Source organism: Acinetobacter sp. Res13-Abat-PEC15-P4-01 (assembly GCF_015676285.1).
GTDB classification, from domain to species: domain Bacteria; phylum Pseudomonadota; class Gammaproteobacteria; order Pseudomonadales; family Moraxellaceae; genus Acinetobacter; species Acinetobacter nematophilus.
The window spans coordinates 47,424-63,635 of record NZ_JADAIN010000047.1 but is presented as its reverse complement, the minus strand read 5'-3'; the positions used below and the strand labels follow the sequence as shown (position 1 = coordinate 63,635).

Below are 16,212 nucleotides of genomic sequence, written 5' to 3'. Positions count from 1 at the left end.
AACAACTTAACCCTCTAAGCTAAGTTCGTTTGCTGTATCGCGTCGGGATGAGCTCATTATAGGGCAATTTCTTACACACGCAAGTGCTTTTAACTGATTGTTTTATTGAGTGTTGTATTTTTACGCACTATTTTGGTTCATTTTTAGGCTTATTATGGCGTAAGCTTTTAATATTAAAGCAGAAATATGAACATAATATTTCTGCTTTATTTTTTAACTATTTTTTGACATTACTTTTTATGGTTTGAATACTGATGATTTTTACAGCTTGTTTAGGAACATCTTGATACATGCCTACTGTTGTTGTTGGGGTTTGCACTATTTTATCGACAATATCGAGTCCCTGAGTGACTTTACCAAATACAGCATAACCAGGATTGCCGGCAGATCTATTCAAGAAATCGTTATTTGCCACATTAATAAAGAATTGACTGGTTGCTGAATTCGGTGCGTTGGTTCTTGCCATCGCCAAAGTACCTCGAAGGTTCTTTAAGCCATTACTCGATTCATTTTGAATTGGCGGTTGAGTTGCCTTCTCTTTCATGCTGCTATCAAAACCACCACCTTGAATCATGAAACCTGGAATAACTCGATGGAAAATGGTGCCATTGTAAAATTGACTATTCACATAGTTCTTAAAATTTTTGACGGAAACGGGAGCTTGATCATCATATAGTTCTATATTGATGTTGCCTAAGTTGGTTTTGATTTGCATATCTGTGTTGGCAAATACGGGTTGCATGAGAACACTCAAAGCAACGCCCATACCGATTTTTTTCATCATTGGCTTTTCCCTTAAACTGATTTGATTCATTTGCGCTTATATTAGTGTGCTTTTATAGGATTGAAAAATGACATTACAGCACATTTACTATTACTCTACATTTGTCAGTGCTGAGAAAACTGAAAATTGAATTATTTAAATGAACTCACTATTTTTATATACCTAAGCTTAACCATTGCTACGTAATTTTCTTCACTTATCTATTGTGATTGTTTTTTAACCACCAATAATGGTTTCACGTGAAACCATCATTGGTGGTCATAAATATATAATCAACTTTATTGTTTATCCCAAAATTTACGAAACTCTTTACTCATTTCAATGACGTATTTTTTTGCTTTTCTTGATACTGGTGTCAGGTTAATAAAACCGTGAGTTTGATCTTCATAATCATGATAATGGACTTTGACACCATTTTGTCTAAGTTTATAGGCATAAATTTTACCTTCATCATGTAATACATCATGCCCTGCTGTGACCACAAAGGCTGGGGCAAGTTTCTTGAGAGGACCATTGGTTGGTGAAATGATTGGATCATCCAAGGCGACATTAAAACGTGTGACATAATAGTCCGTCACATAGTCAATATCAGATCCTGTTAAAACCAAGCCATCTTTATACGCAAAGAAAGACGGATGTCGACTCTTAAAATCAACTGCAGGATAAATTAAAAATTGAGCTTGGGGGGCATAGACTGAATTTACTGTCCGTTGTGCCACGACTGCACTAATATTGCCTCCAGCACTGTCTCCTCCCACCGCAATACGATTTTTTAGAATTTTAAATTGACGGCGATTTTGATAGACCCAAGCCAAAGCATCTTCACATGACTGGATCAGTTCGCGGGGTCCAACTTCTGGAGCAAGTGGATATTCAATACTCAATACTTGAACTTTTGCATGTGCTGCGATTAATCGACACACTTCATCATGTGTATCAACACTCCCCACAACAAAACCACCCCCATGATAGAAAACAAGCATTGGTAATTTTTTATTGGGTGCTGGATGATAGTGGCGGGCATAAACACTACCACTTTGTAAGGGCAAACGAATATCTTCTACAAACTGGACATGGGTAGGTTTATTGATAATAGATTGCATTTGTGATTCAAACTGCTTTCTAGAACGTTCTACATTTTCACCAATAAAGCCTACTTTACCTTGCTTGAGTTGAGCAGCCATTAAACATTTAGTAAAACTGTCCAATTGAGGAAATTGATAAGGATATCCTAATAACTTACTTAAAGACTCTTGAGCAAATGTTGGCAAACGATCTACAGCACGTCCTGCTGAACCTTGCCCCTTTTCGACTAAATCATGAATATTACGTTGAAAAGCAACCATTATGTTTCTTCCTTAAATGTCCAAATTCTTCATATTTTCTACATGATCAGGAATTGACTGACTATAATCTTATATAAGTCTTGTCATCGATATACAAATATAAATTTTAAATACGCTAATCTGACTTAAATGAATTGTCATTGACTATTTTGCTATATCTCAGTTTTTTTTTGCTATTTTGGTTATTACACGGAGACAACTTATGGCTATCAAAGCATTGTTTGTTTCACTCATGACATCTATTCTTGCAGTGGGTTGCGTTGCTTTTCCTGATGAAGGTTATGATGCACGTGGTTATGGACAGCCGATCTATCGTGATTATGGCTATGCTCCACGCTATGATTCAAGATATGACCGTCAGCGTTGGGAACGTGAGCGTGCTTATCGTATACAGCAAATGCGCATGGAACAAGAACGGCGCCAAGCTCAACATGATCGACAACGTTGGCAATATGAACAAGCCAAACGTGATCAAATCAGAAAACAGCAATGGGAGCAACGCCGACAAGACTGGAACAATAAGTCTAATCATGAACATCGTTGGGACAACAGAGCTGATTCAAAACAATGGCAACAGCGTGACCGCCAAAATCAACGCGATAAAAAACGTGATGATCGTCGAGGTCGTGACTTTGATCGAGATTAAGAGGCTCATCCCTGATTGGTTTCAGCGTCATTTTAGCAAATGATTTAAAAATCAAAAAATACAAAGCATGGTTTTACAACGCCATTTATAGGTTCATGCTGCGATTCCCTCTATTCAAAAAAATTGTCATTTAAGTCATTGTGATTTCATTCATTTCAGGCAATGATTTATATGACATCACAGGATGATTAAATCCAAATTATAACCATGGAAATGAATGATTTGAGTGGAATATTTGATTGCGTCATCAATCATCTCCAGAATTAAATTCTTGATGTAAAAAGTCCATATTGATTGGACATGAATAATATTGATCATGGAAAGGAAAAAAATAATGAAATGGTCTCATGCCCTCATTGTTGCTACAGGTCTTTTGGCTGCCGCGTCTACAACCCAAGCCAAACAAGTCATGTGCGTTTTTGACTTGGTTGGTAAAAACGGTGACGTTTTTACCTTAATGAAAGATTATCAACTTGCAGCGAAGAACTGGGGTGCTGATCTTGAATTAAAAGTAAATTCGAATGAAGCTGTCATTGCTGAGGATTTTAAAGCGGGTAAGTGTGATGCTGTCAGTATTACAGGAATGCGCGGTCGTCAATTCAACAACTTTACGGGTTCTTTGGATGCGATTGGGGCGATTCCCGACCTCAATCTGGCAGTAAAAATCATGCAAGGCTTAGCCAATCCAAACTTTGCCAAATACATGACCAACGGAAAATACGAAGTGGTCGGAGTGATTCCTGTTGGTGATGCTTTTCTGATGGTCAATGACCGTAATATCAATACTGTTGCCAAAGCTGCCGGTAAAAAAATCGCAGTTCTTGACTACGACCAAGCCCAAAAAATCATGGTTCAACAAATTGGTGCTCAAGCTGTTAGTGCTGATGTGACCAATTTTGGTAGTAAGTTTAACAATGGTCAGGTAGATATTATCGGTGCACCAGCTGCTGTATTTAAACCATTGGAGTTACATAAAGGTTTAGGCAGTAAAGGTGCCATTGTCAATTATCCGCTTTTACAGGTGACTGGAAATATTATTATTCGCCCTGATAAATTCCCGGCAGGTTATGGTCAAAAGTCTCGTGATTGGATTAAAACCCAGCTTCCTCGTGCCAACAGCATTATTGGTAAGATGAAGGCAGATATTCCTGCTAAATACTGGATGCAGGTTCCTGAGGGCGATAAACCCGGGTATCAAAAGTTAATGCGTGAATCGCGTATTAGCCTAACCAAGCAAGGTGTTTACAACAAGCAGATGATGAAAATTCTTTGGCAGTTCCGTTGTAAAAATGACCCTAAAAACTTTGAATGTGCACTACAAGATGAGAACTATAAATAATTCCAAATTAAATCCGATAAATTTAGTCTGAATTTACTTTAAAGTTCACTCACTGACCATATATTGAGTATGTTATACTGAATATATGGTCTTTTTGTTTAAGCCATTCGAAATATGAGGAACAATATCATGACCGCCCAAGCACTTGAGCTGACCGACAATGCTGCAAATAAAGTTCGCCAACTTCGTGATAGCGAAGGTAATCAAGATTTGATGTTACGTGTCTATGTAACGGGTGGCGGCTGTTCTGGTTTTTCTTATGGATTCAATTTTGCTGAAAGTATGAACGAAGATGACGCAGAATTTATCAACGGCGATGTAAAAATGTTGGTTGACTCGTTGAGTTACCAATATCTTGTTGGCTCTAAAGTAGACTATGTTGAAGGTTTAGAGGGCTCGCGCTTTATTGTTGATAATCCAAATGCAACAACAACATGTGGTTGTGGTTCATCCTTTTCAATCTAGTCGAAGAAGCTCTTCAATATTGAATCAAACTGCCCTCTTTTTAGAGGGCAGTTTGATTTTGAACGATATCAACTTTAAATAGTTTCTAAAATATACTGACTTAATGCTTTGGCATTTTGAACAGGAATCCAATGGGTTGCATCCATAATGATTTCTTTATAAGGTGCAGCAATATAACGATGATTCAATTCGACACTTTTTGCACTTACTGCCGAATCATGCTTGCCCCAAATAAATAAAGTTGGAACACGAATAGGTTGAGTAAGATTACGATTTGAACTAAATGGAAGTCCTCGATACCAATTTAATGCATAACTTAGACGCTGTTCAGCCACCATGTCTTGTTGAAAATCTTCAAGCTGTTTTGCAGTCATTCCTGAATCTTTTAACAGCCCCAATCCCAATTTAGGGATCTTTTCAAACAATAATTCTGGAATTTTGGGCAGTTGGAATAATCCAATATAATAGGATTTTAAGAGTTGATTACTGCTCAGCATCGCCCGCATAAATGCTGCTTTATGTGGAACAGAAACCGTAATAAGATGTTTAATTTTTTCAGGATAGTGCTGTGCAACCTCCCAAGCCACCACAGCACCCCAGTCATGTCCGACCAGATATACAGGTTGTTGGATGATTTCCAATAAAGCATTTACGTCTTCTACCAACGCGGAACTTCGATAATCTCGACGATTTTCTGGCTGTGCGCCAAGACTGTATCCACGTTGATTGATGGCAAAAGTTCGATAGCCTTGCTGATTTAAAATTGCAGCAGTTTCGGCCCAACTTTTATTGGTTTCAGGAAAACCATGTAATAAAACAAAAATCTGTCCGTCTAAAGGACCTGAATCAATTACATCAAAGGTTAAACCTACTCTTTGAAAAGATTCAATACGTTGTTTTCCTATTGCTAAACTCATGGGCATCTCAAATTTTATTTTTACTGATCTTGAAAGTTTGGGCATGATTTTTTAACAGCAGTAAAGGACATTCTTCACGCTAAACAGGTCGATCATTGTTCGACAGAAATTCTTTTTTTACGATCATCTACAGATAAATGATGCTTAAACTTACAGTTAATTTTTGAAAACATTAGCATAGAACAGAATTTTTTGCTCTGAATCTCATATCAGTAAGGCGAAGCGCTCACCTTACTGATGATAAACCTCAAACAGCAGTAATCGTTCCCAAAATACGATAATCTTTTGCACCCGTCACTGCAGGTAAATTTCCACTCAGCTGCTGATCAAACCGCATTGCTAACCAAGCAAAAGCTGTTGCTTCCACCCATGTTGGGGCTAAACCCAAGGCAGAGGTCGATTGCACAGACCAATTGTGTTTACGCAGACGCCAGCGAAGTTGTTCTAACAAATGCGAATTATAGGCACCCCCCCCACAAACATAAACCTCACCAGTATCTAAAGGTGAACGATAGATGGCTTTTTTAATTGCACGCGTGGTCAGTTTCATTAATGTCGCTTGGACATTTTCAGGGGTATCTTCTAATTCATCATATTCTAAACCATTACGCCAATCTGAGATTTGTTCATCCAGCCACTCCAGATTGAAGTCTTCACGACCCGTACTTTTAGGTGGTTCTTTAGAGAAATACTCATGTGACTGTAAACGGTCTAATAGAGAACGGATCGGCTGACCATAGGCTGCCCAGTTACCATTTTCATCATAAGGCTGCCCTGTATAGCGATGGCACCATGCATCCATCAGGATATTGGCAGGGCCCGTATCAAAACCATAAACCCCTTGTTGGTCGCCCGCAGGCAGCATACTGACATTGGCAATCCCGCCCAAATTCAGAATCACTCGATGAATGCTCTCGTGTTGGAACAATGCCTGATGAAATGCAGGAACCAATGGTGCACCTTGTCCACCTGCTGCCATATCTCGACGTCTAAAATCTGAAATTACAGGTATTTGAGTAATTTCAGTGATGATATTGGGATCACCAATTTGTAAGGTAAAGCCATGCTCTGGACGATGTCGAATCGTCTGCCCATGTGAGCCAATTGCTTTGATTTGGCTTCGATCCAGGTTATTTTCTTGTATCAGCTGGTTAATACCATTTCCAATCATAGTTGCAAGCGCCACATCTGCCTTACCCATTCGGTCGATTTCATTATCGTTGGGTAAGGTCAATGCCATCAATTCATCCCTTAAATCAGGATCAAAAGAGACAGTTAGTGTGGCATGAACATGTAAAGGATCAAATGAAGCTGCAACAAAATCGACGCCGTCCATGCTGGTTCCAGTCATTACGCCAATATAGATTGTTGTCATGAGATATTCTTCGCCTGCATTATGCTGAAAAAATGTTAGTATATCGCACAAATAGTCTAACTGAAGTATTTGGGTTTTTGTAATGTCAAATTTCCTGCCGGCTGAAGAACAACTTGCCCTCATTCGCCGAGGCACTCACGAAATTATTTCTGAAGAAGATCTTCTGAAGAAACTGAAAGAAAATCGTCCTTTAAAAATTAAAGCGGGATTTGATCCAACTGCACCGGATTTACATTTGGGTCATACGGTTTTAATTAATAAATTAAAAGTATTTCAAGATCTCGGACATGATGTCACATTCTTGATTGGCGACTATACCGCCATGATTGGTGATCCAACAGGTAAAAGTGCAACTCGTCCTCCACTTTCACGTGAACAAGTTCTTGAAAATTCAAAAACGTATCAAGAACAAGTATTTAAGATTCTTGATCCAAATAAAACCAAAGTTCGTTTTAACTCTGAATGGTTTGCAACAAAAACTGCTGCTGATCTCATTCAATTGGCTTCGCAACAGACTGTGGCACGTATGTTAGAACGTGATGACTTTACAAAACGTTATAACAGCCATCAGCCTATCGCGATTCATGAGTTCTTGTATCCTTTGGTTCAAGGTTATGATTCAATCGCGCTTGAAGCCGATGTAGAACTTGGTGGAACAGACCAAACATTTAACCTGCTGATGGGGCGTACACTGCAAGGACGCTATGATCAAGAAGCTCAAGTATGTATCACTGTTCCTATTCTTGAAGGTTTAGACGGTGTCAACAAGATGTCTAAATCATTAGGCAATTATATTGGTGTATTTGATGCTCCAGGCGCAATGTACCAAAAAGTGCTCTCTATGCCTGACAGCTTGATTGAACGCTATTTTGAATTGCTTAGCTTTAAGTCTATGGATGACATTGAAGTTCTTCTCAAAGAAATGGCTGAAGGACGTAATCCTCAGGAGATCAAGAAAATTCTTGCACTTGAGCTGGTCGAAAGATTCCATGGTGCTGAAGCTGCTGAACACGCACATAAAGGTGCGGGCAACTTAATCACCGAAGGTGAATTGCCAGAAGGTACGCCTGAAGTGACAATTTCACGTGGAGAATACAATGGAGAAATTTCGATTGTTTCTATCTTGCGCGCTGCTGGTTTAACTAAAAATTCGGCACAATCTAAAGATGCTGTTTCACGTGGAGCCGTTAAGGTTGATTGGCAAGTTGTCGATGCCAGCTTTACGGTAAAAGAAAATGTTACGCTAGTGATTCAAGCGAGCAAGAAAGCGATTGCCAAAGTGACTTTCACTGACTGATTAATCACTGTTAAATTTGCGATAAAAGCCATCAATATTGATGGCTTTTTTTGTCACAATCATTAAATACTATTCTCCTGCAAGAGAACATTCAAAATTGGTACGGTCAACGGTACAACGTGCTCTTTTCAGGACAGACATCATTATTGGGTCGTAGATTCCCCTCTTGGTGAGTTCAATACGCCCATCTCTCAACAATTTTTGATAACGCAGTGCATCATCCTTGGTTACATTTAATTTATATTTTGCAGGAATTTCAGCTTCCATCTTTTCTATTTTTTTAAAGGAACTGGTCAATTGTTTTACAGACCATTCTCGTGACTTCATACCGAATCCATCTGGAAACTGATCTGGCTTGATAATTAAATCAGCTGTGACATTGACTACAGGGTACGTAAACATCGCTCCATTTGTAGCTAAACCTTTATAAATTTCTAAGGGTTTATAGGCATAGGCAGGCGAAGCAATTGCATCTACCTCGCCATCATTAAATTTTTTAACAAAATTAAAAATATCTGAGGGCACACCGATTGATCCTACACGTTCAACTGCTATCTTTTGTGCAACGTCATAATGAAGATAAGCAAACTTTTTGCCTTTGCCTTTTTCCAAGGTGTTCATAGAACGATCCCTGACAAAAATATAGGCTATTCCAATAGGTGTAATAGCAGCCAGTTCGTATTTAACGCCATTTTTTTCAGAGATCAATCTTTTTGCATTTCGCTTATCCAAGGCGAAAGTAATGGCTTTTTGTGCAATCGCATTATTTGGTACACCGCCTAAAGCATCAATTGAACCCCCAAATTTATTATACTCACGCGAGCGCATTGTGGTCATTGCAGCAGCATCACATTTATTGGTCTTAAAATTTTTATCTACCATTTCTTCTGACTGATATACCGTTAAATTGACGTCTGCACCCCATGCTTTTGATGCCAAAGCCCATTCTTCCATCAATTTATAAGACTCACCTGCCTTTCCCAGTAAATCAAAGACACAGACATTTTGCCTGGCTTGTGCCCAAGGTGACAGAAAAATAGAAACAATAAGAAGTAAATATTTAGCCCTATTCATCATCTAAACTTCCATATTTATTTACAGACAAATTGAAATTTATGTAAGCAATTCAATCCATAATAAATTGCCTCAATACACATTTAATAAATAATAATGTGATACATACTACACAAAAACCAATCATTTTTATCATTTTTTGATCGGAAAATTGTGGTTAGCATTGTTTTCAAAATAAAACAATTTAAAATTCAATTATTAACATCAAATATATAATGTTTAAAAATTATTAAAACATACTAAAAAATAAAAATTTCACTGGTGTTGATAAAGCATCGCAAAAAAATTTATGGATCAGATTCACTCCACTTTTTTTTGTTATTTGTAACCATAAAACAAATTTGTTATCGGTTTTGTTCAATACAATTTTTGAACTCTGGGATTTATCCTTTAATATATCGCATCCAATATGCAACAGTCAGTTTCTTATGATTCAGTTAGATCAACTTTCAATTCGTCGCGGTGGACGCATTTTATTTCAAAAAGCGTCTATGCAACTCCACCCTGGTTGGAAAATTGGTTTAACAGGTGTCAATGGCGCAGGTAAATCCACCCTATTCTCTGCATTACTCGGTGGGATTGAATCCGACAGTGGCAGTTTGACTCGACCAAATATTTGGACTGTTGCTCATATGGCACAAGAAATCAAAGCCTTAGATATGAAAGCGATTGATTTTGTGTTGTCTGGCGATGAAGAATATTGGCAAATTCAAGATCAATTAAATCATCCAGAAAATTTAAGCAATGATGAGCTGGCACATCTATACAGCCGATTCGACGAAATTCATGGCTATACGGCTCCCTCCAAAGCATCCCAACTCATGGCTGGATTAGGATTTTTTGAACATCAATCCGAACTTTTAGTGTCTAGCTTTTCAGGTGGGTGGCGTATGCGCTTAAATCTGGCGCGTACATTGATGAGTCGTTCAGATTTACTGTTACTCGATGAACCGACCAACCATCTAGATTTGGATGCAATTCTTTGGTTGGAAGATTGGTTAAAAGCATATGAAGGTACACTGGTTTTAATTTCGCATGACCGAGACTTCTTAGATGCCATTACGGATCATATTCTACATATTGAAAATCAGATCCTGACTTTATATACAGGTAATTATTCTACCTTTGAAACCACACGTGCTGAACGATTAGCACAGCAGCAACAGGCTTTTGAAAAACAACAAGAAGCCAAAGCACATCTGCAAAAATTTATTGACCGCTTTAAAGCCAAAGCGACCAAAGCACGACAAGCACAAAGTCGTATCAAACAATTGGAACGAATGCAGGAACTTGCCCCTGCCCATGTCGACAATCCATTTACGTTTAGTTTCCGTGAACCAAGCAAAATGAGTTCACCTTTACTTACATTGGAACATGCAGATATTGGTTATGGCGATAAATTGATTGTGACCAATGTAAATTTACAGATCACGCCAACCAGCCGTATCGGTTTATTGGGTATGAATGGTGCGGGTAAATCGACGCTGATTAAATCACTAGTCGGAGATTTAGCGCTCCTTCAAGGTGTTCGTAAAGATTCTGAATTATTGAATATTGGATATTTTGCACAGCATCAAATGGATGCTTTAGACGGTAACGCAAGTCCAATGTTACAACTTGCACGAATCGCAGACCCAAAAATAAGCGAAGCGACGCTACGTTCATTTTTAGGTAGCTTTGGATTCAGCGGGGAACGCATGGACACCCCAAGTGAAAGTTTTTCAGGAGGTGAACGTGCCCGTCTGGCTTTAGCACTTATTGTTTGGTTACGTCCCAATGTGCTTATCCTTGATGAACCAACCAACCATTTAGATTTAGATATGCGTCATGCTTTAACTATGGCGCTACAAGATTTTGAAGGTGCTGTGGTACTGGTTTCACATGAACGTCAATTGATCGCTTCCGTATGTGATGAACTGATTTTAGTTCATGCAGGTCAAAGTAAAGAATTTGATGGTGATTTACAAGATTATGCAGCATGGTTACGTCAAGCACGTATCGACATGATGAAAAATGGGCAAAAACCAAGTGCGCCTATTCAATCTCAAGTTGTTGTCAAAACCAGCATCTCCAAACTTGATAAGGAAGCTCAGCGTAAAGAAGCGGCACGCCAACGTGAACTAAGTCGCCCGATTCGTAAAAATATAGAGAAAATTGAAAGCCAAATCGGAAAAATTCAGCCTAGACTTGTTGAAATTGAGGAAGCTTTGGCAGATTCAGCACTTTATGAAGCAAATCGTAAGGATGATTTGCTCAAGTTAATGAATGAACAAACAGAACTCAAAACAAAGCTAGAACAAGCTGAAGAGCAAATGTTAGAGCTCATGATGGAGCTTGAAACATTGGAAAGCTCTTTCGAATAGTCTTTTTTGAATTAGCTAGAGATGCGATTACCCATCTCTAGCTTTATTTATAAAAAACAAATAAATCAAAAACTTATAATTAAAAAAATTTTAATAGTGTGATAAGCATTTGACAAAATCTCTCATGATTTACTCAACCGACACCAACAGTCACCAATTTTTTATTTCTCCTCACTATTCTATTCTGATTTTCAACGTACAAGACCATTTTTAATGCGTTCTTGATGCAGATTCAACCTCAGTAAAGCATTTCTCCCTAGCTGATCCTTTTTTGATACGGAAAATATCCAGTCTGTTTTATTGAATAATTTTTGATTCAAACTTTCTAAAATCTCTAAAAAAAATACATAACTTTTATTTATAATTAAAAAATCAATCGTGGAACATATTAAAATAACTAAATAATCATTCAGCATAGTATTTTCTACTAAATTTTGTTCAAATTTAAACTCTTCCGATCAGATAATTGTGGATAACTCAGATTGAATCCCTGTTTTTTTATGCTCATCCTGCATTTTTTAAGATTTTTTATCGTATTTAAAAATTAAAAATTGTACATTCTGCAGTCAAAATTCGTTTTAAACCCAGAATTACCCACAGGCTTATCAACAACATTTTGATCAAGAATAAAGCACAATTCAAGTATAAAATTTATCCATTCGTCGCCTTTTTTAATGTCCCTCTAATTTAAAAAACAAATTAAGTTGAGCAAAAATAGTGAAAATTACACAATTTTGTTACATACAAACAATTTGTAATAAAACTACTATCGCTTGCTTAAAAAATTGATTTAGTTATGAAAATGAATGATATGTAATAAAATGAACCAACTAGTTCACAATAATTATCAAAAAAATAAAAATAAATGGAGTAAATACTCTATTTTTTTCAAACAAAGCTGATTAATATTGCGCTTAAGGAAAGTTCCTCAAGATGAACAAATAGATCAGGACGAAAATATGAAAAAAATTGCATACGCTATTGCCGCTACTTCTTTGCTTGGAGTGAGCTCAGCATCTCAAGCTGCTATTGATGTTTGTGTATTCGACTTATTGGGTAAATCTGGTGAATCATTTCAGATGGCTCAAGAATGGGCACTGACAGCAAAAAGTTGGGGTGCAGATATTAATCTTATCCCTAAACAAGACGAAGCTGTTGCTGATAATGATTTTAAAGCAGGTAAATGTGATGGCGTGTTCATGACCGCAATGCGAGCACGTCAGTATAATAAATTTGTAGGTTCAATCGATTCAATTGGTGGTGTACCAAGTAATGCGATTGCACAAAAAGCCATTACTTTTGCTTTAGATGCACGTAATGCAGCAAAAATGACCACAACCTTAGGTGGTAAAAAATACGAAGTTGCAGGGATTGCCCCATTAGGTTCAGCATTTATTTTCGTACGTGATAAAAACATCAACTCAATTGAAAAAGCGGCAGGTAAGAAATTTGCGGTGTTGAGTTATGATAATGCTCAAAAAATACTGGTACAGCGTGTAGGCGCACAAGCAGTACCATCAGATATCACCAACTTTGTTGCTAAATTCAACAATGGTCAGGTTGATATGGTTGGTGCGCCTGCATATGCTTATAAACCACTTGAAATTCAAAAAGGTTTAGGTGCAAATGGGGCGATGTTTAACTTCCCGGTACTACAAGTAACCGCTGACTTTGTGATTCGCCCTGAGAAATTCCCAGCTGGCTTTGGTCAAAAATCTCGTGATTATTTTGTGAAAAACCTGCCAAAAAGTTTTGCAATGATCAACCGCTTGGAAGCAACCATTCCAGCAAAATACAAAATGAACTTAACTGCTGAAGATAAACTAAAATATCAAAAGTTAATGCGTGATGGTCGCTTAGAGCTAACCAAACAAGGTATTTATGATGCAGGTATGATGTCTGTGTTGAAGAAAGCACGTTGTTCGGTAGATAAAGCAAACTTTGAATGTACACTTGGCGGTGAATAATACATTTAAGTAACGACTTGTTTGAACTAAAAAAACCAGTTTTTATGAACTGGTTTTTTTTCGCCTATTTTTGATTTAAATTTTAAAAATCATTTATTTAAATAAATATCGGTACAATAAAAAAGGGAACAAACCAAAGTTTATTCCCTTTTTACAATGCATATCATCAATTAAGCATCAATATCGGCATTGAGTGCATTTTCTTCAATGAAAGCACGACGTGGTTCTACATCATCCCCCATCAAACATGCAAACATACGATCTGCTTCTATTGCATCATCAATGGTTACTTGGAGCATATTGCGGTTTTCAGGATCCATTGTGGTTTCCCAAAGTTGTTCCGCATTCATCTCCCCCAAACCTTTATAGCGTTGAATCATCATGCCGCGACGTGAATCGCTTAAGATGTGCTGCCAAACCTGATGGAAGTTCGAAACATTAATTTTACGCTCACCTTTTTGCAAATAAGCGCCATCTTCTAACAGACTGAACCAGCTCTTCGAATTTTGCAATAAACGTTTGTATTCACTCGATGCGAGTAAACCTGCATCTAATAAATAACTGTGTGGCAAATTATGTACATAAACGGTGATGCGTGGGAAATAAATTGTCGTTTTACTTCCATCTGCATTTTCTTTATCAAATGCTTCCAAGCTCAATTCTGGACGCAGACTAGGCTGCATTGCTGCAATAGTAGATTGAAGCTTTTCAGCCCATTGCTGCACATAATCTTGCTCATGATGTTGATCAAGTTTGAATGCATCCAGACTCAACAAACCATCAAGCAAAGTCGCAGGATAACGTAGCGTTAAACGATTCAAGCTTTTTTGTGAAGTTTGATAATCTGCGATCACTTTTTCCAGTGCTACACCACGAATAGCAGGTGCATCAGCACTTACATGCAATTCCAATTCATCAATTGCATTTGAAATCAGATAGGTTTCAAGCGCTTCATCGTCTTTGATGTATTGTTCTTGTTTGCCTTTCTTCAATTTATACAAGGGAGGCTGTGCAATGTAGATATAACCACGTTCTACCAGCTCAGGCATTTGACGGAAGAAGAAAGTGAGCAATAAAGTACGAATATGTGAACCATCCACGTCCGCATCGGTCATGATAATGATTTTATGATAACGTAACTTGTCGGGGTTATATTCTTCACGACCAATACCGCACCCTAATGCAGTAATCAATGTCCCGACTTCCTGAGATGAAATCATCTTATCGAATCGAGCACGTTCGACATTGAGAATTTTACCTTTTAGCGGAAGAATGGCTTGCATCTTACGATTACGCCCCTGCTTTGCAGAACCGCCCGCAGAGTCACCCTCGACCAAATAGAGTTCAGAAAGTGCAGGGTCTTTTTCCTGGCAATCTGCCAATTTACCTGGCAAACCCGCAATATCAAGCGCGCTTTTACGACGGGTCATTTCACGTGCTTTACGAGCCGCATCACGCGCTCGTGCTGCATCAATGATCTTACCGGCAATCGATTTTGCTGCCTGAGGATTCTCCAACAGATACTCGGAGAAAGCCTTATTCATGGCTTGCTCTACCGCAGGTTTCACTTCACTGGATACCAATTTTTCCTTGGTTTGTGATGAAAACTTAGGATCTGGCACTTTCACTGAAACGATAGCTGTTAAGCCTTCACGAGCATCATCCCCCGTGACCGCAACTTTCTCTTTTTTAAGTAAGTTTTCATTTTCCATGTAGCTGTTCAAGCCACGTGTCAATGCTGCACGAAAACCAGCCAAATGCGTTCCACCATCTTTTTGTGGAATATTGTTGGTAAAGCAACGAACATTTTCTTGATAAGTATCATTCCACTGTAAAGCAACTTCAACACCAATCCCATTTTCAGCCTGGGTGGTAAAATGGAAGATTTCATTGAGGTGGGTTTTACCTTGATTGATGTATTTTACAAATTCAGATAAGCCCCCTTCAAAATCGAAGACATGTTCTAAAGCAACACGTTCATCACGAAGGACAATACGTACTCCAGCGTTTAGGAAAGATAACTCCCGTAAACGACGCGCCAAAATATCAACATTAAAAATCGTTTGACTGAAGGTTTCTGCGCTTGGCCAGAAACGCACGGTTGTTCCTGTCGTTTCAATATCACCGATCACTTTCAATGGATATACAGGATCGCCATGTTTGTATTCTTGTTGGTGAATATGTCCAGCACGATGAATCGTTAATTCAAGTTTGCTTGAGAGTGCATTTACAACCGAAACACCAACACCATGCAAACCACCTGAAACTTTATAGCTGTTATCATCAAACTTACCGCCAGCGTGAAGAATGGTCAGAATCACTTCTGCTGCAGATACACCTTCCTCTGGATGGATATCTGTTGGAATACCACGTCCATTATCGGCAACACTTACCGACTCATCTTCGTGAATCGTTACCAAAATTTCATCACAATGACCTGCTAAGGCTTCATCAATCGCATTATCGACGACTTCGAAAACCATATGGTGTAAACCTGAACCATCATCAGTATCACCAATATACATACCAGGACGTTTACGAACCGCATCTAGACCACGTAATACTTTGATACTAGAGGAATCATAAGCCTTTTCATTGGTTTGTTCTGTCTGAGAAGCGATTTGATCTTCTGAACTCAT

12 protein-coding genes are annotated in these 16,212 nt (G+C 38.2%); 6 read left to right on the top strand and 6 right to left on the bottom strand.

The annotated features are described in order from the left end of the window. Positions 1-217: 217 nt before the first annotated feature. Entirely contained in the window at positions 218-784 is a 567-nt protein-coding gene (locus IMO47_RS17005) for a peptidylprolyl isomerase (protein ID WP_196075976.1), read from the bottom strand. A gap of 278 nt (positions 785-1,062) precedes the next feature. Further along, complete coding sequence (locus tag IMO47_RS17000) at positions 1,063-2,130, bottom strand: alpha/beta hydrolase (protein ID WP_196075975.1); 1,068 nt, start codon at positions 2,128-2,130, stop codon at positions 1,063-1,065. A gap of 202 nt (positions 2,131-2,332) precedes the next feature. On the opposite strand from IMO47_RS17000, the gene IMO47_RS16995 reads away from it, so the two are divergent. The 3 genes from IMO47_RS16995 (at position 2,333) to erpA (ending at position 4,580) form a co-directional block, all read left to right on the top strand. Then, positions 2,333-2,776 (top strand): hypothetical protein, encoded by a 444-nt coding sequence (locus tag IMO47_RS16995; protein ID WP_196075974.1) that lies wholly within the window; start codon positions 2,333-2,335, stop codon positions 2,774-2,776. A gap of 334 nt (positions 2,777-3,110) precedes the next feature. Further along, entirely contained in the window at positions 3,111-4,115 is a 1,005-nt protein-coding gene (locus IMO47_RS16990) for a putative solute-binding protein (protein ID WP_196075973.1), read from the top strand. 129 nt (positions 4,116-4,244) lie between these two features. Further along, positions 4,245-4,580, top strand: a complete 336-nt coding sequence (gene erpA / locus IMO47_RS16985) for an iron-sulfur cluster insertion protein ErpA (protein WP_196075972.1) — start codon at positions 4,245-4,247, stop codon at positions 4,578-4,580. A 74-nt stretch (positions 4,581-4,654) separates the two neighbouring features. Here the strand turns inward: erpA and IMO47_RS16980 are convergent, their stop codons facing one another. Continuing rightward, a complete protein-coding gene (locus IMO47_RS16980) occupies positions 4,655-5,497 on the bottom strand; it encodes an alpha/beta hydrolase (RefSeq protein WP_196075971.1) in 843 nt (280 codons plus the stop codon). 247 nt (positions 5,498-5,744) lie between these two features. Further along, on the bottom strand, positions 5,745-6,872 hold the full coding sequence (locus IMO47_RS16975) for an anhydro-N-acetylmuramic acid kinase (RefSeq protein WP_196075970.1): 1,128 nt from the start codon (positions 6,870-6,872) through the stop codon (positions 5,745-5,747). An 82-nt stretch (positions 6,873-6,954) separates the two neighbouring features. Between IMO47_RS16975 and tyrS the strand changes: the two genes are divergently transcribed. Continuing rightward, a complete protein-coding gene (gene tyrS, locus IMO47_RS16970; RefSeq protein WP_196075969.1) occupies positions 6,955-8,169 on the top strand; it encodes a tyrosine--tRNA ligase in 1,215 nt (404 codons plus the stop codon). A 69-nt stretch (positions 8,170-8,238) separates the two neighbouring features. On the opposite strand, the gene IMO47_RS16965 is transcribed toward tyrS, so the two are convergent. Beyond that, positions 8,239-9,246, bottom strand: a complete 1,008-nt coding sequence (locus IMO47_RS16965) for a putative solute-binding protein (protein WP_196075968.1) — start codon at positions 9,244-9,246, stop codon at positions 8,239-8,241. Between the two features lie 425 nt (positions 9,247-9,671). Between IMO47_RS16965 and IMO47_RS16960 the strand changes: the two genes are divergently transcribed. Together IMO47_RS16960 and IMO47_RS16955 are read left to right on the top strand one after the other, a co-directional pair. Beyond that, complete coding sequence (locus IMO47_RS16960) at positions 9,672-11,606, top strand: ATP-binding cassette domain-containing protein (RefSeq protein ID WP_196075967.1); 1,935 nt, start codon at positions 9,672-9,674, stop codon at positions 11,604-11,606. Between the two features lie 959 nt (positions 11,607-12,565). Then, on the top strand, positions 12,566-13,573 hold the full coding sequence (locus IMO47_RS16955) for a putative solute-binding protein (protein WP_196075966.1): 1,008 nt from the start codon (positions 12,566-12,568) through the stop codon (positions 13,571-13,573). A gap of 170 nt (positions 13,574-13,743) precedes the next feature. On the opposite strand, the gene gyrB is transcribed toward IMO47_RS16955, so the two are convergent. Then, the gene (gyrB, locus tag IMO47_RS16950; RefSeq protein ID WP_196075965.1) at positions 13,744-16,212 is read right to left on the bottom strand and encodes a DNA topoisomerase (ATP-hydrolyzing) subunit B; all 2,469 of its coding nucleotides are present in this window, start codon (positions 16,210-16,212) and stop codon (positions 13,744-13,746) included.

Excerpts from the sequence above, each read along its gene's own strand:
- IMO47_RS17005 (WP_196075976.1), bottom strand. The coding sequence starts at position 784 with ATGATGAAAAAAATCGGTATGGGCGTTGCTTTGAGTGTTCTCATGCAA.
- IMO47_RS17000 (WP_196075975.1), bottom strand. The coding sequence starts at position 2,130 with ATGGTTGCTTTTCAACGTAATATTCATGATTTAGTCGAAAAGGGGCAA.
- IMO47_RS16995 (WP_196075974.1), top strand. The coding sequence starts at position 2,333 with ATGGCTATCAAAGCATTGTTTGTTTCACTCATGACATCTATTCTTGCA.
- IMO47_RS16990 (WP_196075973.1), top strand. The coding sequence starts at position 3,111 with ATGAAATGGTCTCATGCCCTCATTGTTGCTACAGGTCTTTTGGCTGCC.
- erpA (WP_196075972.1), top strand. The coding sequence starts at position 4,245 with ATGACCGCCCAAGCACTTGAGCTGACCGACAATGCTGCAAATAAAGTT.
- IMO47_RS16980 (WP_196075971.1), bottom strand. The coding sequence starts at position 5,497 with ATGAGTTTAGCAATAGGAAAACAACGTATTGAATCTTTTCAAAGAGTA.
- IMO47_RS16975 (WP_196075970.1), bottom strand. The coding sequence starts at position 6,872 with ATGACAACAATCTATATTGGCGTAATGACTGGAACCAGCATGGACGGC.
- tyrS (WP_196075969.1), top strand. The coding sequence starts at position 6,955 with ATGTCAAATTTCCTGCCGGCTGAAGAACAACTTGCCCTCATTCGCCGA.
- IMO47_RS16965 (WP_196075968.1), bottom strand. The coding sequence starts at position 9,246 with ATGATGAATAGGGCTAAATATTTACTTCTTATTGTTTCTATTTTTCTG.
- IMO47_RS16960 (WP_196075967.1), top strand. The coding sequence starts at position 9,672 with ATGATTCAGTTAGATCAACTTTCAATTCGTCGCGGTGGACGCATTTTA.
- IMO47_RS16955 (WP_196075966.1), top strand. The coding sequence starts at position 12,566 with ATGAAAAAAATTGCATACGCTATTGCCGCTACTTCTTTGCTTGGAGTG.
- gyrB (WP_196075965.1), bottom strand. The coding sequence starts at position 16,212 with ATGAGTTCAGAAGATCAAATCGCTTCTCAGACAGAACAAACCAATGAA.